Here is a 23,492-nt window from a genome sequence, read left to right on the forward strand (position 1 = left end):
ATTGGTCGCTCCTCAAGGATCTTCACCCGGCTTGGTTGTGAACAGATCGGACCATTCAGGATGCTTGGCATATTGCCCGCGCACATAGGGGCAAACCGGCACGATCTTGAATCCCTTGGTGCGGGCATCTTCCAGCATGAAATCCAGCAGCGCACGGGCAACGCCGCGCCCGCCCATGGTTTCCGGAACGCGGGTATGATTGGCGCTGATGACGCCGGGGCCGGGATAGGTGAACTCGATTTCGCCGACGGCGTCGATGCCGTCGATGCGGGCGGCATAGCGGCCTTTGCGCTCGCCGTCCTCGCGTGTGATCACGATGTCGCTCAACGGTTTCTCCCTGATCTTTCATGTCAGGGGTATCGGCTCGGCAGGGAAGTGTCCACCGCGCGCCTTGGCTCAGCGCGCTCAGCTCCCGAACGGCTCATCCTGAGCGAAGTCGAAGGACGAGCCGGGGCGCAGGGCAGCTCGGCTTGGCCCATCCTTCGACTTCGCTCAGGATGAGCGTTCCCTTCGGTGGCCTTGGGTTCAGCCCCGCAGGCGCGCGCACGCAATCGCCAGGGCGCGGGGGTAGAGGCGGTGCTCTTCCGGCAGCAGGCGCGCGGCGAGGCTGTCGGCGGTATCGCCCGGCAGGATGGGGATGGCGGCCTGCGCGATGATCTCGCCCTCATCCACGCCCGCGCTGACCCAATGCACGGTGCAACCGGCTTCGCGGTCGCCCGCATCAATCGCGCGCTGATGGGTATCGAGGCCTTTGTATTTGGGCAGCAGCGAGGGGTGGATGTTGATCATCCGGCCTTCCCAGCGGGTGACGAACCAGGGCGTCAGCACGCGCATGAAGCCTGCCAGCGCGATGATCTCGATGCCAGCATCGCTCAGTGCCTTGTCCAGTTCGCGTTCGAAGGCTTCGCGGTCTTTGCCGTAGAGTTTGTGGTCGATGGCGAGGGTGGGGACGCCGGCGCGGGCGGCGGTTTCGAGACCTTTGGCATCCGGGCGGTTGGAGAGGACCAGCGCGGGCTTTGCCGGAAAGGCCGGATCTTCGGCAGCCTTCAGCAGGGCTTCCATATTGGAGCCGCGCCCTGAAATCAGGATCGCCAGTTTCAGGTGGTTCATGCGCTGGCGAGCTCGCCGACCACGCGGGGGTCTTCACCGGCGGCTGTCAGCTCGGCCATAACGGCGTCTGCCTCTTCAGGCGCAACGGCCAGCACGAGGCCGATGCCCATGTTGAAGGTGCGGTGCATCTCCTCCAGGTCGACCTGACCGGCATCCTGCAGCCACTGGAACACCGGAGGCGGCGTCCAGGCGGCGCGGTCGATGCGCGGGACCAACTCGTCCGGGCACATGCGGGGGGTGTTCTCGGTGAGGCCGCCGCCTGTGATATGGGCGAGGCCTTTCAGCTTTCCGGCGCGGATCAGCGGCATGACGATGGGCGCGTAGAGGCGTGTCGGTGTCAGCAGCGCTTCGCCAAGGGTTTCCGAATTGGAGAAGGGCGAAGGGCCGCCATAGAACAGGCCTTCGCGCTCCACGATGCGGCGGACCAGCGAATAGCCGTTGGAATGCGGGCCGGAGGAAGCGATCCCGATCAGCACATCGCCCGGTTTCATGTCGCCCATGCGGGGCAGCACTTTGGCGCGGTCCACAGCGCCGACGACGAAACCGGCGAGGTCGTAATGGCCGGGGGGATACATACCGGGCATTTCGGCGGTTTCCCCGCCCACGAGGGCGCAGCCAGAGCGGCGGCAGCCTTCAGCGATGCCGGAGATGACGGCTTCAGCGATGCCGCCTTCGAGCTTTCCGGTGGCGAAATAGTCGAGGAAAAACAGCGGCTCAGCGCCTTGGGCGAGCACATCATTGGCGCACATGGCCACAAGGTCGATGCCGACGGTGTTGTGGATGCCGGTCTCGAAGGCCAGCATCAGCTTGGTGCCGACGCCGTCTGTGCCCGAGACGAGGATGGGATCGTCATAGCCGGCAGCCTTCAGATCGAAGAGGGCGCCAAAGCCGCCGAGGCCGCCCATAACACCGGCGCGGGCGGTCGCTTTCGCCATCGGTGAGATTGCATCGACGAGGCGTTCGCCCGCCTCAATATCAACACCAGCGTCACGGTAAGAGAGAGGCGTCTTGGATGGAGTGTTCATCGGATTCTAGCCCCTCGGTTTGCCTGAATCGGCGCGTTAGCATGAGCAGGGGCCAAGTTCCAGTGAAGCTTCGGAAGTGAAGCAGCAGGTTCCCGCAGCCCGGATGGCTTGTTAGAAGGGGCACCGACAAGGAGTTTAACCACGATGATTCGATGGGTACTTGCCGCCGCGTTCCTGATTTTTGCCGCAACGCCGCTGGCTTTCGCTGACATCCGCGATGTTTACACGATCCGCGATATTGAGGTGGATCAGCAGGCCGCCACGGTGATTGAAGCGCGCGAAGCGGCGATGGCCTCGGCCCGTTCTGCTGCGGCGCGCGCCCTCATCAACAAGATCACGCTGGCGTCCGACCGGAATGCCGCCGGTGGCATCCCGATTGATGGCGCGCTGGCGGCCCGCATGACGGCGGCTGTCGATGTTCAGGAAGAGACCGCAGGCGCAGGCCGGTATCGCGGCAAGCTGGCCGTTGTGCTGAACCCGCAGATCGTGCGGGCGCATCTGGACTCCCTGAAAGTGCCCTATCTGGATGCCCAAGCTCCGCTGGCGCTGATGGTGCCGGTCACCTCCAACGCGGCTTCGGCAGATCTCTGGCGCCAGGCCTTCGGGGAACGCAACAATGGCGCGCTGGTCCCCTATGTGACCGCCGTGGGCAATTTCTACACGGCCTACAGTGCCTGGCCGGAAATCTCGGCTGAGGCTGTGCCGGTGAATGCCCGCCGCGCCTTGATCGCTGATCTTCAGGGCCGCGAAGGCGCCTGGCGGGTTGTGGTCTCCTCGGTAACGGCTGTGGGCAACGAGCCGGTCGGCGCAACGCCGCCGGTGGCAACGCTGGCAGACGCCGCGAAGGCCGTCTCGACCCTGCTGGGCGAAAGCTGGAAAGAAGCCTCCATCGTGCGCGATGGCAGCCGCACCAGCGTGGAAGCCTCGGTGCGCTACACCTCGCTGGCCGAGTGGAACACGCTGCGCGGGGCGCTGGCACGCTCGCCGCTGGTGTCGGATTTCCGTACCAAGGCTGTGGCCCGCGAAGGCGCGCTGGTATCGTTTGCCTATGCCGGTGATGAGAACCGCCTGCGCAGCGATCTGGTTCAGCGCGGTGTGAGTATCGGCCGCGAAGACGGCAGGCTGACGCTTCGTTCGGCCGTTTCAACGACCGGTATCCAGTGACATCTGATCCTAACGGACCGCAGGACAGTCCGGCGCAGCCCCTGCTTTCCTTCCCGGCACCCGAGGCGCACTGGGATGGGCTGGTGCGCGGCGCGGCCAATGATGTGGCCGCCGGGCTGGCAAGCCGGCCGGAGGCGTGGGCGACCCATGCCCTCTGCGTGACGGGCCCGGCCTTCTGCGGGCTCAGCTATCTGGCGCGGGCGTGGGCAGACCGGTTTGGCGGGCAGTATTTGACCGCGGCAGAGTTCAATACGCTGAAACTCGGCGCGCTCGATGCGCTGGCGGCCGGGCACGTGTCGCTTGATGATGCTGATCTGATCGTGGCCAAGCGGGATGAGCAGTTTCTGTCCTTCTACAACATGGTCGGCGCCAAGGGCGGGCGGTTGCTGTTGGTGGCCCATTCCGGGCCGGCGGCCTGGCGCACGGGCATTGCCGATCTGCGCTCGCGGCTCAACGCCATGCCGCTGGCTGAAATCAGCCAGCCGGACGAGGATCACCTCCGGGCGCGGCTTCGAGCCGCAGCGGCGCAGCGTTTCATGAAACTGTCGCCGGAGACGGTCAATTACCTCGTGCCCCGTATTGACCTTTCCTATGAGGCGATTGAGACCCTGATGGACAGGCTCAGCGGGGCAGTGAGCATGGCCGGGAAGGCGCCGGGGCTGGCACTTGCCCGCGCGGTGCTTGAAGGTTTGGATGAAGACGGCGAAGAAGACGAGGGCGCAGGCTGAATGCCGGGCGCCGGAGCAGGGGTGACCGATGCCGGACGGGCAACAGCAGCGCGCAATCAGACAGCTCATGGCGTCGCCGCAGAGATTCCTGAACCGGGAGCTTTCCTGGCTTCAGTTCAACCAGCGTGTGCTGGACGAGGCGGATAACCCCGCCCATCCACTACTGGAACGGCTGCGGTTCCTGTCGATCTCGGCCAGCAACCTCGATGAATTCGATATGGTGCGCTATGCGGGCCTGCGCGAGCAGGTGCGCGCCGGCGTGACCAGGCCCAGCCAGGACGGCCTGACCCCGGCCCAGCAGGTAGCCGAAATCGAGACCGCGTCGCTGCGCCTGATCGCGGCGCAGCTTGACCAGTGGCGAAAGCTCAAGGCCGAGATGGCCGAGCAGGGCATTTTCGTGCTGGAGCCGAGTGAGCTGACCCGCAAGGAGCGGGCGGAGCTGCAGGAATATTTCAATACCAATATCTTCCCGATCCTGACGCCGCTGGCAGTGGACCCGGCACATCCCTTCCCGTTCATTCCCAATCTCGGCTTCACCATTGCCTTCGACCTCGAGTCCGAGACCGGCGGGGAGGGGCAGGTCGGCATTGTGCCGATGCCGACTTTCGTGCGCCGGTTCATCCGCCTACAGACGGGTACCAAGCCGGGCATCCGGTTTATTCCGCTGGAGGATGTGATCGGGATGTTCCTGGGAAACCTATTTCCAGGATTCAAAGAGGTGGGGCGCTGTCTTTTCCGTATCGTACGCGACAGTGATATCGAGATCGAGGAAGAGTCTGAAGACCTTATCCGCGAATTCGAGGTGTTGCTGAAGCAGCGCCGCCGGGGCCGGATTGTCCGTCTGCGGATGCAGGCGAGCGCGCCGGAGAAGCTGCGCGAGTTCATCATGCGCGAGATGGGGGCGGAGCCCTCAGATATCGTGCTTTATGATGGCATTCTCGGCATGGCGCGCCTGTCTGAGCTGATCGTGGATGACCGGCCTGAATTGTTGTTCCCGGCCTATGAGCCGCGGTATCCCGAGCGCATCCGTGAGATGGGCGGGGATATATTTGCGGCCGTCCGGGCGAAGGACATTCTGGTTCACCACCCCTTCGAGAGCTTTGACGTGGTGGTGGAATTTGTGCGCCAGGCGGCGGCAGACCCGCTGGTGGTCGCGATCAAGCAAACGCTTTATCGCACGACCGTGAATTCCCCCATTGTGGGCGCGCTGATCGAGGCGGCGGAATCCGGCAAGACGGTGACGGCGCTGGTGGAGATCAAGGCGCGCTTTGATGAGGAGGCGAACCTGCGGCTGGCGCGCGACCTGGAACGCGCCGGTGTGCAGGTGGTTTACGGCTTCATCGAGTACAAGACGCATGCGAAGGTGTCGCTCGTGGTGCGCCGCGAGGGCAATGAACTTCGCACGTACACGCACTATGGAACCGGGAACTACCACCCGATCAATGCGCGGATCTATACTGATCTTTCCCTGTTCACGGCGGATCAGGGGCTAGGGCGGGATGCCAACCGCCTCTTCAACTATGTGACGGCGTATCGAGAGCCGCCCGAAGTGGCGCCGCCCTTTGAGGTGATCGGCATGTCACCCGTTACGCTCAAGAAGCAGTTGATCGAAATGATCGAGGTGGAAGCCATGGCCGCCCGGAAGGGCAAGCCGAGCGGCGTCTGGGCCAAGATGAACAGCCTGGTTGATCCAGATGTGATCGACGCGCTTTACAAGGCCAGCCAGGCGGGCGTTCCGATTGTTCTGGTGGTGCGGGGCATCTGCTGTCTGCGGCCGGGCATTCCCGGCGTGTCGGAGAATATCACGGTCAAGAGCATCGTTGGCCGTTTCCTGGAGCATTCGCGCATCCTCTGCTTTGCCAATGGCGAAGCGCTCCCCTCGGCGAATGCGAAGGTGTTCATGTCCTCGGCGGACTGGATGCCGCGCAACCTGATGCGCCGCGTGGAAGTGCTGGTGCCTCTGACGAATCCTACCGTTCATCGGCAGGTGCTCAATCAGATCATGGTTGCCAATCTCAACGATGAGCGCCAGACGTGGCTGATGCACTCGGACGGCACCTATGAGCGGTTTCCTGTGTCTTCGCCTGAAACAGCCTTCACAGCGCACGGATACTTCATGGACAATCCCAGCCTATCTGGACGCGGCAGCGCGCTGGAAGTCAGCCTTCCGCCGCGCCTCTCCTATCGCGAGATCCAGCCTAAATGAGTTTTCCCAAGTCCAGGCTGGCGGGCGTTATCGATATCGGGTCGAACTCGGTGCGCCTGGTGATTTGCGAGGTCATGGGGGCCTCGATCCTGCAGACCTTCAATGAAAAGGTCATGGCGGGCCTAGGTGAAGGGATGCCGAAGACGGGCCATCTCTCCCCCAAGGGCGTTGAAGCGGCGCTACAGGCCTTGAGCCGTTACCGCGCGATCCTGCGCGCGCTGAATGTGGAGACGTATCAGGCTGTCGCGACGGCTGCCGTTCGGATGGCGGGCGATGGCGAGGTATTTCTCAAACAGGCCGCCAAGGTGCTTGGCCGGCCTGTCCGCCTGCTGAGCGGGGAGGACGAGGCGCGGCTTTCTGCGCGCGGTGTTGATCTCAGCATCCACAACCCCATGGGACTGATCGGGGATCTGGGGGGCTCCAGCCTGGAGCTGAAGCGCATCGGTCTGGAGAAGGGGCTGGACGCGGGCGAGAGCCTGATGCTGGGACCCTTGGCGCTGGGCGATATCGTCAACGATCCCAAGGAGCTGCGCAAACGGGTGCGCGAGGCACTCAAGGCCAGCGAAGTGATCAAGGGAGCCAAGGGACGATTTTATGCCGTGGGCGGCGCATGGCGCGCGTTCGGCCGGCTCGTGATGGAAATGGACAAGTATCCGCTGCATGTGCTGCAGGGTTTTCAGATCAATGAAGGGCAGGTGGCGCGGGCGGCAAAACTCTGCCTCGATTCATTGACCAACCCAGCGGCCCGCCAGCAGATCGAGACGATCGACAAGAAGCGCGCGAAACATTTCCCGATGGCGGCGGTGCTGATCGAAGAGATCCTTTCTGTCAGCGCGCTGGAAGGGGTGACTATTTCTGCGGCGGGTGTTCGTGAGGGTGTCCTGCACGACCTTCTGAGCATGAGCCTGGATGATCCGCTGGCGGATGGAATCATCGCCTATGCGCGGTTGGATCATAACCAGATTGCCTTCGGGCGCGCGCTGCACGATTTCATTTCGCCTGCGCTCATCCCGCAGCCTGACCTGTTCGGGTCGCCCGCCGCAGACATCCGTATAGAGATGGCTGCGTGCATGATGGCGGACAGCGCGGGACGGTTCCATCCTGATCACCGCGCCGAGATGGCCTATGATCAGGCGCTGCGCGCGCCCTATCTGGGTGTGACGCATCCTGAGCGCGCGATGATCGCCCATGCCATCGGCTGCCGCTATGAGAAGGATTTCAAACGCCCGGTCGAACATGTGGCCCTGACCACGGAGCAGCAGGCGGAACGGGCAAAGCAGATCGGCCTGCTGATGCGCCTGGGCGCGGTTTTCTCCGGCCGCTCTGGCCCCATTCTGCAGCGCGCTTCGCTGCGCCGCGAGGGGGATGTTCTGGCGCTGGAGGTTCACCGCAAGGACGCGAATCTCATTTCAGAAACGGTCGAGCGGCGCCTTGCGCAGGCGGCCAGCGTCCTGCGCCTTAAATCAACGATAAAGCGTTAGACGTCGAACAGACGAACCTGGCCGCCGGCGAAGGACACAGCGAGCTTGCCTGACAGGAGGGCGATGGCCTTCTTGCCGAACATGTCATAGCGCCAGCCGGTCATGGCCGGGATGTCTTCGCTGGTCTCGCCGCGGGCGATCCGGTCGATGTCGCTGGAGTTGGCAATCAGGCGCGGCACGACATCGTGTTCGTCGGAGATGTGCTTGAGCAGCACTTTCAGCAGCTCCGGCGCACCTGCCGGGATCTGCGGGTTCTGCACCGGGCGTGTCAGCTCGGGCGCAAAGGCGTCCGGGTTGGCGAGCGCTTCCTTGATGGCCTCGATCAGGCCCTGGCCATGTTTGGAGCGGATGAAGCCGTTGGGCACCGCGCGCAGCTGGTTGAAGTCTTCTTCGGTGCGCGGCTTCTGGGCGGCGATCTCCTGGATGGCGTCATCCTTCAGGATACGGCGGCGGGGTTTGTCCAGCTCCTGCGCCGTGCGTTCGCGCCAAGCGGCGACGGCGACGACGATGGCGGCATAGTCTTTCTTGGGCATGCGCAGTTTCAGGCGCTGCCAGGCATTCATCGGGTCGGTGTCATAGGTGGCCGGGTCTTCAAGCTCGGCCATCTCTTCGCGCACCCAGTTGAGGCGGTCAGTCTTCTCCAGCTCGTCGCGCATCTTCTGATAGGCGTCGCGCAGGTGGGTCACGTCGCCCAGCGCGTAGACCAGCTGTTTCTGGCTGAGCGGGCGGCGCATCCAGTCGGTAAACTGGCTGGACTTGTCGATATGCTTGCGCAGGACGCGCTGGATCAGGTTGTCGTAGGAAATCGAATCGCCAAAGCCGAGCGCCATGGCGGCAACCTGGGTATCGAACACCGGGCCGGGGGGATGGCCGATCAGCCGGTTGAAGATTTCAATGTCCTGACGGGCCGCGTGGAATACCTTAGTCTGGCGGTCTGAGGCGATCAGATCCAGGAAGGGCCGGATATCAAGGTCTTCTGCCCTGGGGTCGATCAGGCCCTCAACGCCGGGGGCGGAGGCCTGGATCAGGCAGAGTTCCGGCCAATATGTCGTCTCCCGGTGGAACTCGGTGTCCACGCAGACAAAGTCGGATTCGGCGAGCGCGCCGCACAGATCTTCCAGTGCGGACTGCTCTGTGATGGGGGTCAGGGTGTTGTCAGTCATCCCTTGAGCGCTTATCGCACCAACTTGACAAAGGCGAGGGGGTCTGTGCCCTACGCCGCTTCTTTCTGATTCAGCGATTTTCCGGAGATTTCGCCCGATGCATGCCTATCGCACCCATACCTGCGGCGAGCTGCGCAAATCCCATGTGGGAGAAACCGTAAAGATTTCAGGCTGGCTGCACCGCCGCCGGGATCATGGCGGGGTCATGTTCATCGACCTGCGCGATCATTACGGTCTCACCCAGATTGTCTTCAATCCGGGCTCGCCGGGCTTCGCCACGGTTGAGCGCCTGCGCGCGGAAAGCGTCATCACGGTTGAGGGCAAGGTGGTTGCCCGCGACGCTGAACTGGTGAACGCAAACCTTGCCACCGGCGAGATCGAAGTGGTGGGCGGGGAAGTCTCCGTCCAGTCCGAAGCCGCCGAGCTGCCGATGCCCGTGTTTGGCGACCACTCCTATCCGGAAGAAATCCGCCTCAAGCACCGCTATCTGGACCTGCGCCGCGAGCAGCTGCACAAGAACATGATCCTGCGCAGCCAGGTGATCGCCAGCCTTCGCCGCCGCATGGTGGCCGAAGGCTTCACCGAATACCAGACGCCGATCCTGACGGCCTCCAGCCCTGAAGGCGCCCGCGACTTCCTCGTGCCGAGCCGCCTGCATCCGGGTGAATTCTACGCCCTGCCGCAGGCGCCCCAGCAGTTCAAGCAGCTGCTGATGGTGTCGGGTTTCGACCGTTACTTCCAGATTGCGCCCTGCTTCCGCGATGAAGACGCGCGCGCCGACCGCTCGCCCGGTGAGTTCTACCAGCTCGATATCGAGATGAGCTTCGTGACGCAGGAGGACGTGTTCGGCGCGATTGAGCCGGTCATGCGCGGCGTGTTCGAGGAGTTTGCGGACTGGGAAGGCAAGGGGCGCACTGTGCCCGCCGGCCCGTTCCCGCACATTCCCTACGCTGAAGCGATGCTGAAATACGGCGTCGACAAGCCGGACCTGCGTAACCCGATCATTTGCTCGGATGTTTCCGACATCGTAACGCGCGATGACGTGACCCTCGCCGTGTTCAAGAAGATTGTGGCGGGTGGCGGCATCGTGCGCGCCATTCCGGCACCGAATTCCGCTGAGCAGCCCCGCAGCTTCTTCGACAAGATGGACGCCTGGGCGAAGAAGGAAATGCAGGCGCCGGGCCTCGGCTACATGCGATTCGTGGAAGAGAACGGCCAGCTGGCCGCGACCGGCCCGATTGCCAAGTTCTTCGAGCCGGCTGCCCTGGCGGCGCTGGCTGAGCGCGCCGGCATCAAGGCAGGCGACGCGCTGTTCTTCTCTGCCGGCGACAAGACCGCCGCCGTGAAGCTGCAGGGACAGGCCCGTATTCGCATCGGCGAGGAACTCGGCATCATTGAACCCGGCGTGTTCCGCTTCTGCTGGATTGTCGATTTCCCGATGTATGAATGGGATGAAGACAACAAGAAGGTGGACTTCAGCCACAACCCGTTCTCGATGCCCCAGGGCGGCATGGAGGCCCTGCTGGCGGCCGATACGGTCGAGAAGCAGCTGGACCTCAAGGCGTTCCAGTACGACATCGTGTGTAACGGTGTGGAGCTGTCTTCGGGCGCGATCCGGAACCACCGCCCGGATGTGATGCTGAAAGCGTTCGAGTTGGCCGGCTATGGCCCTGAAGTGGTCGAGGCGAAGTTCGGCGGCATGCTGAACGCGTTCCGCTATGGCGCCCCGCCCCATGGCGGCATTGCGCCCGGCGTTGACCGGATTGTCATGTTGCTGGCCGAAACCGACTCACTGCGCGATGTGATCCTGTTCCCGATGAACCAGCAGGCCCGCGACCTGCTGATGGGCGCGCCGAGCCCGGTAGACGAGCGCCAGCTGAAGGAACTCAACATCCGCCTCGCGCCGGTGGTGAAGGCGTAAGCCTCACCCCTGAGCCTTGGGCCTGAAAACGAACCGCCGGGCGACGAGCCCGGCGGTTTTGATTCGTGGCTGTGATCGGGCGGGATCAGTCCTCAGTTTTTATGAGAGACACATCGCACATGGGCAGGCTCATATTTGCCGGCAGGCGGGTGGTGAGTGAACCGCAGGCGCCGGCAAAGTCTGCCGTGGATGCGCCGGTGATACCGGTCAGGTCTGCGCCCGGCAGGCGGGCGTCCCGGAAGGAGGCGTTGGACACGTCTGCCCCGGCAAAGCTGGCATCTGTCAGGTTGGCGCCATTGAAAATGGTGCCGCGCAGATTGGCCCGGTCCATCACAGTGTCGGTGCAGTTGGCGCCGGAGAGATCTGCGGTTTCAAGCCGTGCAAAGAGGAGCGTGGCGCCTTCGAAATTCACGCCGATCAGGCGGGCTTTTTCAAGGTTTGCGCCCTGCATGCGCGCGCGGCGGAAATCAGCGCCTGAGGCGAGTACGTCCTGCATACGGGCGTTGTTGAACACGGCATCGGCCAGGCGCCCGCTGGTCAGATCTGCCCCGCGCAGGTCGGCGCCGGTAACATTGGCGTTCTGCATATTGACCGCAGTGGCTCGCACGCCGCGCATGAAGGCGTAATCGAAGCGAGCACCGGAATAATTGGCGCCGTTCAGTGTCCATCCGGCGAGGTTGCGCCCGGAGAGATCACAATCAGCACATGCACCAATATAGCTGGGAGACCATGCAACGGGCTGGCTTTGAGCCAGAGCCGTGTTGGCAAACGCAGCCGTCATGAGACCGGCCAGTGAGATGAGACGCATTTGTGGCGCGAACATATGACTTGGATAATGGCAATTCTGAAAACTCTAAACTGAACAAACAGTAAGAAGTGTAAAAGCCGCGTAACTGTTGCATGCGTGCAATAACTCTTGCACTTGCCGCATGGTTAATTGCCTGCCCCGAGGGGCAATTTACGGCTGGTCACTCGCGTGTGGGGATTATTGGGTGGCTCTGCTTTCTTCACCGCAGGTGTCGCAGGCGTGGTGTCCGTCCGGGCCTGCTTCAAAAAGGGTAAAGCTTCCGCAGGCCGGGCAGGCCTGGGCGAGATAGGCCGGCGTCAGGTCAATCGTGCCGTCATCATCTGCATCTGGCTCCTCCGCAGCCTTCTCGGCCCGCCGCTTGTTCAGAATCACGATGTTGTCCGGCAGCTGGCCACGGGAAAAACCGCGGGAGATAATCTGGGCTGCTTCTGTGGTGAACGCGGCAGTCTGCGCGCCGCGTGTGGCGTCGCCCGCGCCCCGGCCGAGGCCATCATGGGTGACATCGGCTTCGGCAAGATCATCGCGGCCCAGATAGGAGAGGGCAAGCTCGCGGAAGATATAGTCGAGAATCGAGGTGGCCTTGGTGATCCGGTCATTGCCGGTCACTTCCCCGGCCGGTTCAAACCGGGTGAATACGAAGGCGTCTGCATACTCTTCCAGCGGCACGCCGTATTGCAGGCCCAGCGAGACGGAGATGGCGAAATTGTTCATCAGGCTGCGGAAGGCGGCGCCTTCCTTGTGCATGTCGATGAAGATTTCGCCCAGGCTGCCATCATCGAATTCGCCGGTGTGGAGATAGACCTTGTGGCCGCCGACGGTGGCTTTCTGGATATAGCCTTTGCGGCGATCCGGCAGGCGTGTGCGGCGCACGGGTGGGCCCTGCTCTGTGAGCACCGGCAAGGCGGGCAGGGCTTCAGCGTCCTCGGCAAGCTCTTCGGCGAGCGAGAGGATCTGTTCCATGCGCTCCCGCACGTCTTCCGAGGGCGGGGTGCGGTGGCCGGTAAGCAATACGGCGAGGCCAGCCGCCATCGCCGCCTCGGCCATGGCCAGCCCTTCCTGGGCAGGCACGCGGAGCATGGCCATGCCATTGAGGGCCCGGGCGGCTGCGGAGGTGAAGCGCAGCTCGGCATCCATCGAAACGTTCAACGAGAAGCCGGCAGTGGCGAGGCCTTTGCCGGCAATGTCTTCCACCGCGCCGTCGATGGCGGCTTCTGCCGAGGCAATGTCTTTTTTGGAGAAGCCGACGGCGGACAGCAGCGCGCGGCCATCGGAGTCGAAACGCTCCGGCGACAGGCGCAGGTCATTGGTGATGATCTCGTCGCCCAGCACCCAGCGGGAGAAGGCCGCATTCAACGGCAGGCCATCGCCAATGGCGCGGGTGACGCGCTCAAGGGCATCGTCACTGAAGCCGCGATCCCGCAGCTTTGAGCGGCCAAGGGCGGCGTCCAGATCCTGCTCACCGGCACTGGCTAGCCGGCCCAGCAGGACCGGGAGTTGTTCGGGCGCGCGGCGGGCAAGGCCGAGGCGGGCGGCCCGGCCGAGGGAGGGAGATTCCTCGCCATAGGCGAGCACGGTGCGGACCGGAGCGGCGCCTTCGCTTTCACAATCTGGCAGGACGCCGCCAAGATCGCTCAGCGGCAGGATAGCCACCTGGCAGCCCCGCCGTCCGGCAGCCTTGATGGCTTCAAGGCCCAGCACCCGGGCATGGGCGGCCGGCAGGGCAGCGCCGGTCGCGGCGGTGCGGACGAGCGCAGTGAGGGCGGCGCCAGCAGCGATGCCGGCTTCGGAAGCATAGTCGAGCCCGAGGGACATGACCGCCGCGCCAAGCCCGGCGATGACCAGCACGCCATCTGGCAGCGAGCGGGCAGCTGCGTCGGCAGCGCTCACGAGATAGTCCGCCTCAAGCCCGCCAGGGCCGATGGCAGCGGCCACATCAATCACGCGGCAGCGGGTGGCCGCGTCGGGCAGGGGCGCGCGGGCAAGATGGATCTCGGCGCCTTCGTCCAGCACCGCATCGAGGGCGGCGCGGACGGGCGCGTCGAGATGGCCGGTTTCGAACATGCCGGGGCGGGGCGAGGGCGTGCTGACGGCTGCCGCACGCAGGGCAGCCGCGGTTTTCTGGATACCGCCCGGCTGGCGGAGGGCCTCTTCCAGGACATCCTGCGGCAGGCCGGCGGCAATGGCTTCGGCAAGCTCGGCATTACGCGGCGCATCCCCGAGGCGCTCAAGCATTTCGGCGGTGGCCAATTGGGAGACCCCGAGGAGATTGGCAGCCGACCAGGCGGCCCGCACCTGTTCCAGAGCGGCGGGCGTCAGCGGCTGAAGGGCGCGTCCGGCCGAGCGGGAAATGTCCCGCATCCTTACCTCTCGGGAGATCAGCCCATCGGCTTCTGCTGCTTCGAGGATTTCCGAATGCGATTTTGCCGCCATCTGTCCCGTGCTCCTGCCGAATCAGTCCTGGTCAGGGTGCCTGCTCGCCCTCTTTGCGGCAACCGCTTTTCAGGCGCTCAAAGCAGTGGATTGCCTGTAATGACGCGCCCCGCGCGCCCAGGGCGCATTGCCTGCCTGCCATGGATGGATTAATCGCCGGGGCATCGCCATATTGCGGCCATCAAACACGGTCAGGAAAGCCTCAGATGCTGAAGCAGATATTCACCTGGTGGAGCGGAAACACCGTCGGAGCCGCCTTCGACATCAAGCGGCGTTCGGCCTTTGTCGGCACCGATGAATACGGCAACCGCTATTTCGAGGAGAAGAAACCCTCGATCGAAGGCCGCCGCCGCCGGTATGTGATGTATAACGGGTTGGCAGAACCCTCCAAGGTGCCCGCTGACTGGCATGGCTGGCTGCACCACACGCTGGACGCGCCGCCGACCAAGATGCCACTGGAGCGCCGCGAGTGGGAGACCGACCACATGCCGAATATGACCGGCACGCCCTATGCGGTGAAGCCCAAGGGCTCTCTGTCCAACCAGCGTGAGCGTCAGCGCTCCGACTCCGATTACGAGGCGTGGACCCCGGATGCGTGAATCGTTTTTTGAAACCCTGATCGGGGCCGTGGTCGTTGGTGTCGCTGGCTTCTTCCTCTGGTTTGCCCTGGCACGAGGCGGCGATTCGAGCGGCATGGGCGCCAACCAGTACGAAGTGACCGCACGCTTCAACAGCGTATCGGGCATCTCGCGCGGATCAGACGTGCGCATTGCGGGCGTGAAGGCCGGGGTTGTGAAATCCATTGATGGCGACCCGCAGACCTTTGAAGCGGTGCTCAAGCTCGCGCTCGATTCGAAGTGGGAGCTGCCCGACGATACCGACGCGCGGATTTCCACGGATGGTCTGCTCGGCGGCGCCTATATCGCGCTCGAGCCCGGCGCCGGTTTCGACAACATTGCGCAGGACGGCACGGGCGAAATCCAGTTCACGCGCGGCAGCGTTGATCTGCTGACCCTGTTTGCATCCTTCGCATCAGGCGGCGGTGGTGGCAGCAGCAATAGCGGCACGTCTTCTTCTTCGGCCGCAGATGATTTCGGCCCTGTGGATCCCCCGGAAGTTCCCTCTGATGGAGCTGGTGAATGAAAATTGCTTCGCGCCTTCTGGCAGCTACCGGCTTTGCCGTAGTGGTGGCTCTGACCGCTTCGGCGAGTACGATGGCGCAGAAGAACCAGGCGACGCTGCGCGCTCTGGACAAGATTACCGGGCGCTCGACGGACATCGTCGTAAAGGTGGGCGAGCCGGTGACCTTCGGGTCGCTGCGGGTGGAGCTGAAAACCTGTTATCAGGCGCCGCCTGAAGAAGTTCCCGAAAGCGCTGCCTTCCTGCGGATCGCTTCGACCCAGCCTGTGGCAGTGGAAACCATGGAGGCTGTCGCCGCCAAGGACGCGCCCGCTGCGGCCGCTCAGAACCCCACCCTGTTTTCAGGCTGGATGTATGCCTCTTCGCCGGGTCTCAACGCGCTGGAACATCCGGTTTATGATATCTGGGTGATCCGTTGCACGGCGCCGGAGCCGGTAAAACTGCCGGAACGAGTAACCATCCCGGAAAGTGTTGAGCCGCTGTATGATGACATGCCGGCCGGCGTGACCGAAACTGAAACCCCGCCGGACGAGGACATCCCGATCGACTGATCGGAGGGCGCCTCCGGCAGGCTTCCATGAAAATCTGCATCGACCTTCAGCGCAGCCTTCAGGCGCGCCTTGAACGCGTCGCGGCTGATCTCGATCAGGCCGAACTGCACGAGGTGCGGGTTGTGGAATTGCGCGTCCAGCAGCACATAACCCCGGTCAATGAGCCGGGCGACCAGATGCACCAGCGCAATCTTTGACGCGTCCGTCGCGCGGGAGAACATGCTCTCGCCAAAGAAAGCGCCGCCAAGGGCCACACCATAGAGACCGCCCACAAGCTCGTCGCCGTCCCAGCATTCCACCGAATGGGCAAAGCCCTGCCGGTGCAGCGTGCTGTAGAGGTTCACGATGGGCGAGTTGATCCAGGTGTTCGGGCGATTGTCATGCGGCTCCCCGCAGGCTTCGACGACGCGCGTGAAGGCAGTGTCAAAGCTGACCCGGAACGGGTCCTGGCAGACCCGGCGCTTCAGGCGTTTGGGAATGTGGAACGCGTCCAGGGGCAGGATGCCCCTGAAGTCCGGGTCGACAAGGAACAGCCGCGGGTCATCCCGCGAGTCGGCCATGGGAAAAACGCCCCGGCGGTAGCAGGCATGCAGGTCTTCAGGGCCGAAGCGGGCGGACATCAGATCAAGATATGGGTTGCGCCGCGTTGACTGTAAACGCGGCGCAATGACGGGCCCTTATTCGCCCGGTTGGATCTTGTTCTCGGCCAGGAATTTCTCGAGCCAGTGGATGTTGTAATCCCCGGCCTGAACATCGTCGTTTTCCACAAGGCGGCGGTGCAGGTCGAGCGTGGTGTGGACACCGCCCACCACCATTTCCTGCAGGGCGCGCTTGAGACGCATCAGGCATTCGCGGCGGGTGCGGCCGTGGACGATCAGCTTGCCGATCAGCGAGTCGTAATGCGGCGGGATGCGGTATCCGGCATAGGCGGCGCTATCGAGGCGCACATCCGGGCCTCCCGGCGCATGGAACTCGGTGATGAGGCCCGGCGATGGCACGAAGGTTTCCGGATGTTCGGCGTTGATGCGGCACTCGATGGCGTGGCCGACGAGCATCACATCTTCCTGGCGGAAAGAAAGCGCCTTGCCGTCGGCAATGCGGATCTGCTCGCGCACAAGGTCGATGCCCGTGATCATCTCGGTGACAGGGTGTTCGACCTGAAGGCGGGTGTTCATTTCGATGAAATAGAACCGGCCATCTTCGTAGAGGAATTCGATGGTGCCGGCGCCGCGATAACCGAGCTTCTGCATGGCGCGGGCTACGATGCCGCCGATTTCCTCGCGCTGCACCTGATTGAGTGCTGGCGAGGGGGCTTCTTCGAAGACTTTCTGGTTGCGGCGCTGGAGGGAACAGTCGCGTTCCCAGAGATGAGCTACGTTTCCGTGCGTGTCGGCAATCACCTGGATTTCGATGTGGCGCGGGCCCTGGAGGTATTTTTCCAGATAGACAGCGTCGTCACCGAAGGCGGCCTTGGCCTCGGTCTTCGCTGTTTTCACAGCGTTTTCGAGGTCCGCCTCGGTCATCGCCAGCTTCATGCCGCGGCCACCGCCGCCGGCAGACGCCTTCACGAGCACCGGGAAACCGATTTTCTTGGCAGCCTTTTTGGCTTCGGCGATGGTTTCCACCGCGCCATCGGAGCCCGGCACGCAGGGCACGCCAGCCTCGATCATGGCCTGTTTGGCGGCGATCTTGTCGCCCATGACGCGGATATGTTCTGCCGTCGGGCCGATGAAAGCGATGCCGTGGGCTTCGACCATTTCGGCAAACTGGGCGTTTTCCGACAGGAAGCCATAGCCGGGATGGATCGCGTCAGCGCCGGTGATTTCGGCAGCGGCGAGAATGCGCGACTTCTTCAGATAGCTTTCCGAAGACGGGGCAGGCCCGATGCAGACGCTTTCGTCAGCCAGGCGCACGGCCATGGCATCGCGGTCTGCCTCGGAGTGAACGACGACGGTGGAAAGGCCCATTTCCTTGCAGGCGCGGTGGATTCGCAGGGCGATTTCACCGCGATTGGCGATCAGGACCTTCTGGATGGGACGGGGAGCCGACATGCTACTCGATCAGGACCAGGGCTTCGCCAAATTCGACCGGCTGGGCGTTCTCGACATAGATTGCCTTCACGGTGCCTGCGCGGTCTGCCTCGACGGGGTTGAACGTCTTCATGGCTTCGATGAGCATGAGCGTGTCGCCCTTTTTCACCTTGTCGCCAATGGCGATATAAGCCTTGGAGTTCGGGTCGGGAGACAGGTAAACCGTTCCGACCATTGGAGATTTTACGGCATTGTCTGAAGCCGCAGCCGCCGCTGGAGCGGCGGCGGGGGCTGGCGCGGCAAGCGCCGCGGGGGCCTGCATGGCCGCCGGCGCAGCCGGAGCCACGGCCTGAACCACGGTTGGTGCAGCCGGTTTGGAGACCCGCACACGCAGGCCTTCATGCTCGACTTCCAGCTCGCCCAGGTCGGCTTCGCGCAGGATTGCAGCCAGTTCCCGGATCAGGCCGGTGTCCAGCTTGTTCTTGGCAGTACTCATGTTTTTTAGCTCCTCGCCTCTCCCGATAGCCTCAGGGCCGCGCTCAGCGCGAGTTCATATCCATAGGCACCTAGCCCGGCAATTGTACCAACTGCAACAGGCGCCACGTAGTTGACATGCCGGAAAGCCTCGCGCGCGGCGGGGTTCGACAGGTGTACTTCGATCAGCGGAATCTTCAGCGTTTTCAAGGCGTCATGCAGAGCGATCGACGTGTGCGTGTAAGCGGCTGCATTAAGGATCAGAGCCCGGCCCTCACGGGCGGCCTCCTGCACCCAGGACACGAGCTCACCTTCAGAATTCGTCTGACGCGCGACAATTGCCACGTCGCCTGCAAGCGCCCTGAGTCGGGCGTGGATATCTTCGAGCGTATCCCGCCCGTAGATTTCCGGCTCGCGCGTACCCAAAAGGTTGAGGTTCGGCCCGCCGAGGACATATACCGGTTTCGACATGCGCCTTCGTTTGCGCTGTAACGGCCAGCGTGGCAAGAGGGCAACAGTCAGGGAATTTTACGGATGCAGATCACGCTGAACGGTGAGGCGCTCGAGATCGCCCCCGGCACGACGGTTGCGCAGCTTGTCCACCGGATATCCGGCGAGACCGGCCGTGATCCGCGCGGGGTTGCCGTGGAGCGCAATCGCGAGATTGTGCCCAAGTCCGAACATGCCATGACCGTCCTCACCGAGGGGGACAGGCTGGAGATCGTGCAGTTCGTAGGGGGTGGATAAGGGGCGAAAAAAACTCCAACGGTTCCTCCAACGAACGCCCGGATTCCTCCAACAAAACGCCAACCGCAGCGCCCCTACGCGCCCCATTTTGAAGTTCAGTCAGGAGACACGCCCCGTGCCCGACACCGCGGCCCAGAGCCCCATCAACGACCCGCTGGTGATCGCCGGCAAGACCTATGCCTCGCGCCTGATCGTCGGCACGGGCAAATATGCCTCCTATGAGCAGAATGCCGACGCCGCGCGCGCGGCGGGGGCCGAGATCGTCACCGTGGCGCTGCGCCGGGTGAACCTGTCGAACCCGAATGAGCCGCGCCTGACCGATCATGTGAAGCCCGACGAGTTCACCTATCTGCCCAACACCGCGGGCTGTTACACGGCCGACGAGGCGGTGCGCACGCTGCGCCTGGCGCGCGAGGCGGGGGGCTGGAGCCTCGTGAAGCTGGAAGTGCTGGCTGATCAGAAGACGCTTTATCCGAACATGCCGGAGACGCTGAAGGCGGCTGAGGCCCTCATCAAGGATGGCTTCGAGGTGATGGTCTATTGTTCGGACGATCCGGTTTATGCGCGGCTGCTGGAAGAGGCGGGCTGTGTGGCGATCATGCCGCTGGGCAGCCTGATCGGCTCGGGCCTCGGCATCATGAACCCGGTGAACATCCGCCTGATCATTGAGGCCGCGCGCGTGCCGGTGATTGTCGACGCGGGCGTGGGGACGGCATCTGACGCCGCGATTGCGATGGAGCTGGGATGTGACGGTGTGCTGATGAATACAGCCATCGCGCAGGCCAAAGACCCGATCCGCATGGCGCGGGCGATGAAGCATGCCGTGATTGCGGGACGCGAAGCCTATCTGGCTGGCCGGATGCCGAAGAAGCGGTATGCTGATCCGAGTTCGCCGCTGGCGGGGCTGATCTGAGGGGAGTGTGAGGGGGGAGCACATGGCCACAAAACCTGACCTCATCATCTTTGATTTTGATGGCACGCTGGCCGATAGCGTGGGGTTTTTCCGTGAGCTTTTGCCGGAGCTGTCGCAGAAGTTCCGGTTCCGGTTGCCGAGCTTTGAGGAGCAGGAGGCGATGCGGGGGCATCCGCCACGGGAGGTAATGCAGTCTCTGGGCATTCCGGGATGGAAGTTGCCGCTGATCGCCGTGCATGCGCGCAAGCGGGCAAAGGCGGCGGAGACGTTTCCGCTGTTTGAGGGCACGCGGGACCTCTTGGATACACTGATGGCGCGGGGCATTCCTGTGGCGGTGGTATCATCCAATTCCGAAGCCGTTGTGCGCCGGGCACTGGGGCCGGAAATCAGTTCACGGATTTCTGCCTGGAGCTGCGGGGCGGGCATGTTCGGCAAGGCCAAGCATTTCCGCGATGTGATGAAGCGCCTGAAGGCAGACCCGGCGCGGACGCTGGCAGTGGGCGACGAGATCCGCGATATTGATGCGGCGCGGGAAGTGGGCATCCGCTGCGTGGCCGTGAGCTGGGGATTTGCGCCGCGCGAGGCGCTGACGGCCGCGCGGCCAGACCATGCCTTTGACTGCGGGGAAGACCTCAAGGCTTTTCTGGCCGGCTGAGGCAGCGCTTAGTTGCCCGCGTGCGGAATCTGTTGCGTCCATGCCCCAAAAGGGCTGGACAGGCGGCCAGATTTTTCCGAGGCAAATGTAATATTAGAACAGAGAAGGACACCGCCCATGAAAATATGGATCACCGCCGCTGTTTCCGCGATGGCGCTGGCGATGCCGGCGCTTGCCGAAGTGCCGGGCATCGATTTTGCCAAGGCGGAACGTCCCGCCAGAGGCGCTGTGGCGCTCCCTGTGGGCAAGGATGGCGCGCTGGAGGGGATTTCCCGCGACGCCGACCGGGCTGCGAAGGGGGCGATTGCCGAGGCCATCAAGACGGCCGGTTTCAAGGGCGCTGCCGGGCAGACGCTCACACTGTACGGCGTTGGCCCCTACGGGGCGGTGCTGCTGGTGGGCACAGGTGAGGGACTGAAATCCGCCACCGACCTGCAGACCTATGGCGCCACAGTGGCCAAGGGGACCGCAGGCTGGACGGCGACAGTGAATGTGGCCGTTCCGGACGCAAAGGATGTGGCCAATGACGCGGCCATTGCTGCGCAGGGCGCGATGCTGGGCGCCTATGATTTCGGCAAATGGGGCAAGGCTGCGCCGGCCAGCGAGCCCAAAGTGACACTCACCTTTCTGGCGCCCGACGCCAATGCCGCGCGGCGCGCCTGGGAAACCGATGCCCGCGCTGTGGCGGAAGGCGTGTTCTTTGCGCGCGATCTCGTCTCCACGCCGTCGAACATCAAGACGCCGGCCTGGTTTGCCGATCAGGTGGTGGAAAAGTTCCAGGGCTTGCCGAATGTGACGGTGACAATGCTGGACGAGGCGCAGATCGAGGCCCTCGGCATGGGCGCGCTTTACGGCACGGGGCAGGGCTCTGTGCGCCCGCCGCGCCTGGTGGCCGTGGAATACAAGGGCGGCACGGCAGGCGAGGCGCCGATTGCGTTCGTCGGCAAGGGCATCACCTTTGATACGGGCGGGATCTCGATCAAGCCGAGCGCCAATATGTGGCGTATGCGGATGGACATGGCCGGGGCGGCGGCATCGGCTGGCGCGGTCCTGACGCTGGCCAAGCGCGAGGCAAAGGTGAACGTGGTGGCGGTTCTTCCGCTGGCGGAGAACATGCCGGATGGTAATGCGATTCGGCCCGGTGATGTGCTGACCTCGATGAGCGGCAAGACCATCGAGATCATGAGCACAGATGCCGAGGGCCGCCTGGTGCTGGCCGATGGCCTCTGGTGGACGCAGGAGCAGTACAAGCCGAAGCTGGCCGTGACGATTGCGACGCTGACCGGCGCTGTCGGCGGTGCTCTGGGGTCTGATTATGCGGGCCTGTTCACGAACGACGATGCGCTTGCCCAGAGGTTCCTGGCGGCGGCGGATGCGTCGGGTGAGGGGCTTTGGCGCCTGCCGGTGCATCCCAATACGTTCAAGGCGATCCGCAGCGATGTGGCAGACGTGAAGAATGGCGGCGAGGGCGCGCCGGGCGCCTCGGTGGGCGCGGCGTTCATCATGGAGTGGGTGAAGGAAGAGACGCCCTTCGTTCACCTCGATATTGCGTCGATGGCCTGGCAGAACTCGGGCAATGCTGTCGACCCGAAGGGCGCGGTTGGCTATGGCGTGCGCCTGTTCGACGAGCTGTCGCGCACCTACGAAACCAAGTAATCCACTGGCGGAATAAAATGGTGAGCCCCGGCTGGACGAATATCCGGCCGGGGCTTCGCTTTAGGGGGGGGCAGGGTTCAGGCGGCGATGCCTTTGGCGATGCGGCGCATCAGGAAGGTGGGATACTCCAGCCCCATATTGACGACGCAGGTGCGGTCCAGAATATCCAGCGTGCGGGCGCACATATCCGGGGTATAGATGATTTCACGCTTGGCCCAGGCCCAGGGGCTCATCTTCGGATGGAAGGTGCGTTTGGAGAGAATGGGTTCCCAGTTGGTATAGATGTGCTTGGAGCTGTCGCGCAGGCGGTTCCAGATGCCTTTGCGTTCCTGCAGCGCGACAGCGGCCTCGACGGTGGGCGCAACCAGGGTGAGGCTGACGGCGCTGTCTGCGTCGTTGTGGGGCGTGAGCTGATAATCCGTGCCTGTGGCGAGGATTTCCGCCATGGCGGCGCGGCGTTTGCGCTTGCGCTCCAGCATGGGGACCACCTTGCGCAGCTGCACACGCGCCATCGCGCTCTGGATCTCGTTGACCTTCATGTTGACGCCCACGAAGGCAGGCTCGTTGTAGCGCTCCTCATGGCCGCGGATCATCGCGCCGAGATCGTGATAGGAACGGGCGCGGGCGTAATATTGGTCGTCATTGGTGAGGACGGCGCCGCCCTCGCCAATGTTGACGTTCTTCATCTTGTTGAAGCTGAAGGCGCCGAGATGACCGATGGTGCCCAGGGCGCGGCCTTTATAGGTGATGCCGACGGACTGGCAGGCGTCTTCGATGACGATCAGGCCGTGCTTCTTCGCAATCGCCATAATCGCGTCCATGTCGCAGGGGGCGTTGCCCATATGCACGGGGATGATGGCGCGGGTGTAGGGGGTGATCTTCCGCTCGATGTCTTCCGGATCGATGGTGAGGGACTCGTCGATGTCCACCAGGATCGGAACCGCGCCGACCATGACGGGCGCAGCCGCCGTTGCCATCCAAGTATAGGCCGGCACCAGGACTTCATCGCCTGGGCCGATGCCGGCAGCAGCGAGGGCAGCGATCAGCGCGCCGGTGCCGGACGTGACGGCCAGGCTGTGGCGGGCGCCTGTCAGCCGGCAGAGGTCCTGCTCGAACTCGTCGGTGAAGTGAGCCTTCTCGGAATAGCGCGTGAGTTGCCCCTCCGCGATCGCGCGGCCGGCGGCGATCCATTCGCAGATACCCATAGCTGGCATTTCGGCGCCTCCCAGATTGGCTCAGGCCATCCAGGGGACACTCAATTTATGTGCCAGAGGGCAAGTCTGGGAACGT

The 23,492-nt window shown here is 63.6% G+C and carries 22 protein-coding genes and 1 pseudogene; 12 read left to right on the forward strand and 11 right to left on the reverse strand.

The genetic code is table 11. From position 1 onward, the window contains the following. Positions 1–12 precede the first annotated feature (12 nt). The 3 genes from BBF93_RS05900 to purM all read right to left on the reverse strand — a co-directional run bounded on the left by BBF93_RS05900 (position 13) and on the right by purM (position 2,135). Positions 13–327 (reverse strand): GNAT family N-acetyltransferase, encoded by a 315-nt coding sequence (locus BBF93_RS05900; protein WP_114105296.1) that lies wholly within the window; start codon positions 325–327, stop codon positions 13–15. 198 nt (positions 328–525) lie between these two features. Beyond that, positions 526–1,110 (reverse strand): phosphoribosylglycinamide formyltransferase, encoded by a 585-nt coding sequence (purN, locus tag BBF93_RS05905; RefSeq protein WP_114105297.1) that lies wholly within the window; start codon positions 1,108–1,110, stop codon positions 526–528. Continuing rightward, positions 1,107–2,135 (reverse strand): phosphoribosylformylglycinamidine cyclo-ligase, encoded by a 1,029-nt coding sequence (purM, locus tag BBF93_RS05910; RefSeq protein WP_114105298.1) that lies wholly within the window; start codon positions 2,133–2,135, stop codon positions 1,107–1,109. Before purM ends, purN begins: the two co-directional genes overlap by 4 nt. Before the next feature lie 144 nt (positions 2,136–2,279). On the opposite strand from purM, the gene BBF93_RS05915 reads away from it, so the two are divergent. The 4 genes from BBF93_RS05915 to BBF93_RS05930 all read left to right on the forward strand — a co-directional run bounded on the left by BBF93_RS05915 (position 2,280) and on the right by BBF93_RS05930 (position 7,714). Further along, complete coding sequence (locus tag BBF93_RS05915; RefSeq protein WP_035594576.1) at positions 2,280–3,299, forward strand: hypothetical protein; 1,020 nt, start codon at positions 2,280–2,282, stop codon at positions 3,297–3,299. Beyond that, positions 3,296–4,027: a DnaA/Hda family protein gene (locus BBF93_RS05920; RefSeq protein WP_114105299.1), complete on the forward strand. Its 732-nt coding sequence runs from the start codon at positions 3,296–3,298 to the stop codon at positions 4,025–4,027. The genes BBF93_RS05915 and BBF93_RS05920 overlap by 4 nt, the downstream gene beginning before the upstream one ends. Before the next feature lie 67 nt (positions 4,028–4,094). Further along, on the forward strand, positions 4,095–6,233 hold the full coding sequence (locus tag BBF93_RS05925; RefSeq protein WP_035594819.1) for an RNA degradosome polyphosphate kinase: 2,139 nt from the start codon (positions 4,095–4,097) through the stop codon (positions 6,231–6,233). Then, the gene (locus tag BBF93_RS05930; protein WP_114105300.1) at positions 6,230–7,714 is read left to right on the forward strand and encodes a Ppx/GppA family phosphatase; all 1,485 of its coding nucleotides are present in this window, start codon (positions 6,230–6,232) and stop codon (positions 7,712–7,714) included. Before BBF93_RS05925 ends, BBF93_RS05930 begins: the two co-directional genes overlap by 4 nt. Here the strand turns inward: BBF93_RS05930 and rnd are convergent. Next, the gene (gene rnd, locus BBF93_RS05935) at positions 7,711–8,877 is read right to left on the reverse strand and encodes a ribonuclease D (protein ID WP_035594581.1); all 1,167 of its coding nucleotides are present in this window, start codon (positions 8,875–8,877) and stop codon (positions 7,711–7,713) included. The genes BBF93_RS05930 and rnd overlap by 4 nt on opposite strands. 97 nt (positions 8,878–8,974) lie before the next feature. Here rnd and aspS point away from each other — a divergent pair, with 97 nt between their 5' ends. After that, positions 8,975–10,798, forward strand: coding sequence for an aspartate--tRNA ligase (gene aspS / locus BBF93_RS05940; RefSeq protein ID WP_035594584.1), 1,824 nt, complete (start codon positions 8,975–8,977; stop codon positions 10,796–10,798). 85 nt (positions 10,799–10,883) lie between these two features. On the opposite strand, the gene BBF93_RS05945 is transcribed toward aspS, so the two are convergent. Both BBF93_RS05945 and BBF93_RS19670 read right to left on the reverse strand, forming a co-directional pair. Further along, on the reverse strand, positions 10,884–11,606 hold the full coding sequence (locus BBF93_RS05945) for a pentapeptide repeat-containing protein (protein WP_162173997.1): 723 nt from the start codon (positions 11,604–11,606) through the stop codon (positions 10,884–10,886). 177 nt (positions 11,607–11,783) lie between these two features. After that, positions 11,784–14,036 (reverse strand): hypothetical protein, encoded by a 2,253-nt coding sequence (locus tag BBF93_RS19670; protein ID WP_199288436.1) that lies wholly within the window; start codon positions 14,034–14,036, stop codon positions 11,784–11,786. 206 nt (positions 14,037–14,242) lie between these two features. Here BBF93_RS19670 and BBF93_RS05955 point away from each other — a divergent pair, with 206 nt between their 5' ends. Genes BBF93_RS05955 through BBF93_RS20020 form a run of 3 tightly spaced genes read left to right on the forward strand, consistent with a single transcriptional unit; the run spans position 14,243 to position 15,727 of the window. Continuing rightward, entirely contained in the window at positions 14,243–14,635 is a 393-nt protein-coding gene (locus BBF93_RS05955) for an NADH:ubiquinone oxidoreductase subunit NDUFA12 (protein WP_035594587.1), read from the forward strand. Continuing rightward, positions 14,628–15,179, forward strand: a complete 552-nt coding sequence (gene mlaD / locus BBF93_RS05960) for an outer membrane lipid asymmetry maintenance protein MlaD (protein ID WP_051612230.1) — start codon at positions 14,628–14,630, stop codon at positions 15,177–15,179. Before BBF93_RS05955 ends, mlaD begins: the two co-directional genes overlap by 8 nt. After that, positions 15,176–15,727 carry a DUF2155 domain-containing protein gene (locus BBF93_RS20020; RefSeq protein WP_051612231.1) on the forward strand — a complete coding sequence of 184 codons (552 nt, stop codon included), beginning with the start codon at positions 15,176–15,178 and terminating at the stop codon, positions 15,725–15,727. Before mlaD ends, BBF93_RS20020 begins: the two co-directional genes overlap by 4 nt. A 23-nt stretch (positions 15,728–15,750) precedes the next feature. On the opposite strand, the pseudogene aat reads toward BBF93_RS20020, so the two are convergent. The 4 genes and pseudogenes from aat to aroQ all read right to left on the reverse strand — a co-directional run. Next, positions 15,751–16,347 (reverse strand): annotated as a pseudogene (gene aat, locus BBF93_RS05970) (leucyl/phenylalanyl-tRNA--protein transferase); the annotation flags it as partial. 57 nt (positions 16,348–16,404) lie between these two features. Next, complete coding sequence (gene accC / locus BBF93_RS05975) at positions 16,405–17,778, reverse strand: acetyl-CoA carboxylase biotin carboxylase subunit (RefSeq protein WP_035594592.1); 1,374 nt, start codon at positions 17,776–17,778, stop codon at positions 16,405–16,407. A 1-nt stretch (position 17,779) separates the two neighbouring features. Next, positions 17,780–18,253 carry an acetyl-CoA carboxylase biotin carboxyl carrier protein gene (gene accB / locus BBF93_RS05980; protein WP_114105302.1) on the reverse strand — a complete coding sequence of 158 codons (474 nt, stop codon included), beginning with the start codon at positions 18,251–18,253 and terminating at the stop codon, positions 17,780–17,782. A 5-nt stretch (positions 18,254–18,258) separates the two neighbouring features. After that, entirely contained in the window at positions 18,259–18,702 is a 444-nt protein-coding gene (gene aroQ, locus BBF93_RS05985) for a type II 3-dehydroquinate dehydratase (protein ID WP_035594597.1), read from the reverse strand. A gap of 63 nt (positions 18,703–18,765) precedes the next feature. Here aroQ and thiS point away from each other — a divergent pair, with 63 nt between their 5' ends. From thiS to BBF93_RS06005, 4 genes are all read left to right on the forward strand, one after another. Beyond that, positions 18,766–18,978: a sulfur carrier protein ThiS gene (thiS, locus tag BBF93_RS05990; RefSeq protein WP_114105303.1), complete on the forward strand. Its 213-nt coding sequence runs from the start codon at positions 18,766–18,768 to the stop codon at positions 18,976–18,978. A gap of 115 nt (positions 18,979–19,093) precedes the next feature. Beyond that, positions 19,094–19,891: a thiazole synthase gene (locus tag BBF93_RS05995; RefSeq protein WP_114105304.1), complete on the forward strand. Its 798-nt coding sequence runs from the start codon at positions 19,094–19,096 to the stop codon at positions 19,889–19,891. 22 nt (positions 19,892–19,913) lie between these two features. Next, positions 19,914–20,546: an HAD hydrolase-like protein gene (locus BBF93_RS06000; protein ID WP_114105305.1), complete on the forward strand. Its 633-nt coding sequence runs from the start codon at positions 19,914–19,916 to the stop codon at positions 20,544–20,546. A 117-nt stretch (positions 20,547–20,663) separates the two neighbouring features. Continuing rightward, positions 20,664–22,202, forward strand: a complete 1,539-nt coding sequence (locus BBF93_RS06005) for a leucyl aminopeptidase (RefSeq protein ID WP_114105306.1) — start codon at positions 20,664–20,666, stop codon at positions 22,200–22,202. A gap of 77 nt (positions 22,203–22,279) precedes the next feature. On the opposite strand, the gene BBF93_RS06010 is transcribed toward BBF93_RS06005, so the two are convergent. Then, a complete protein-coding gene (locus BBF93_RS06010; protein WP_114105307.1) occupies positions 22,280–23,416 on the reverse strand; it encodes a DegT/DnrJ/EryC1/StrS aminotransferase family protein in 1,137 nt (378 codons plus the stop codon). Between the last annotated feature and the right edge of the window lie 76 nt (positions 23,417–23,492).

It is taken from the genome of Hyphomonas sp. CACIAM 19H1 (assembly GCF_003325995.1).
Classification (GTDB): domain Bacteria; phylum Pseudomonadota; class Alphaproteobacteria; order Caulobacterales; family Hyphomonadaceae; genus Hyphomonas; species Hyphomonas polymorpha.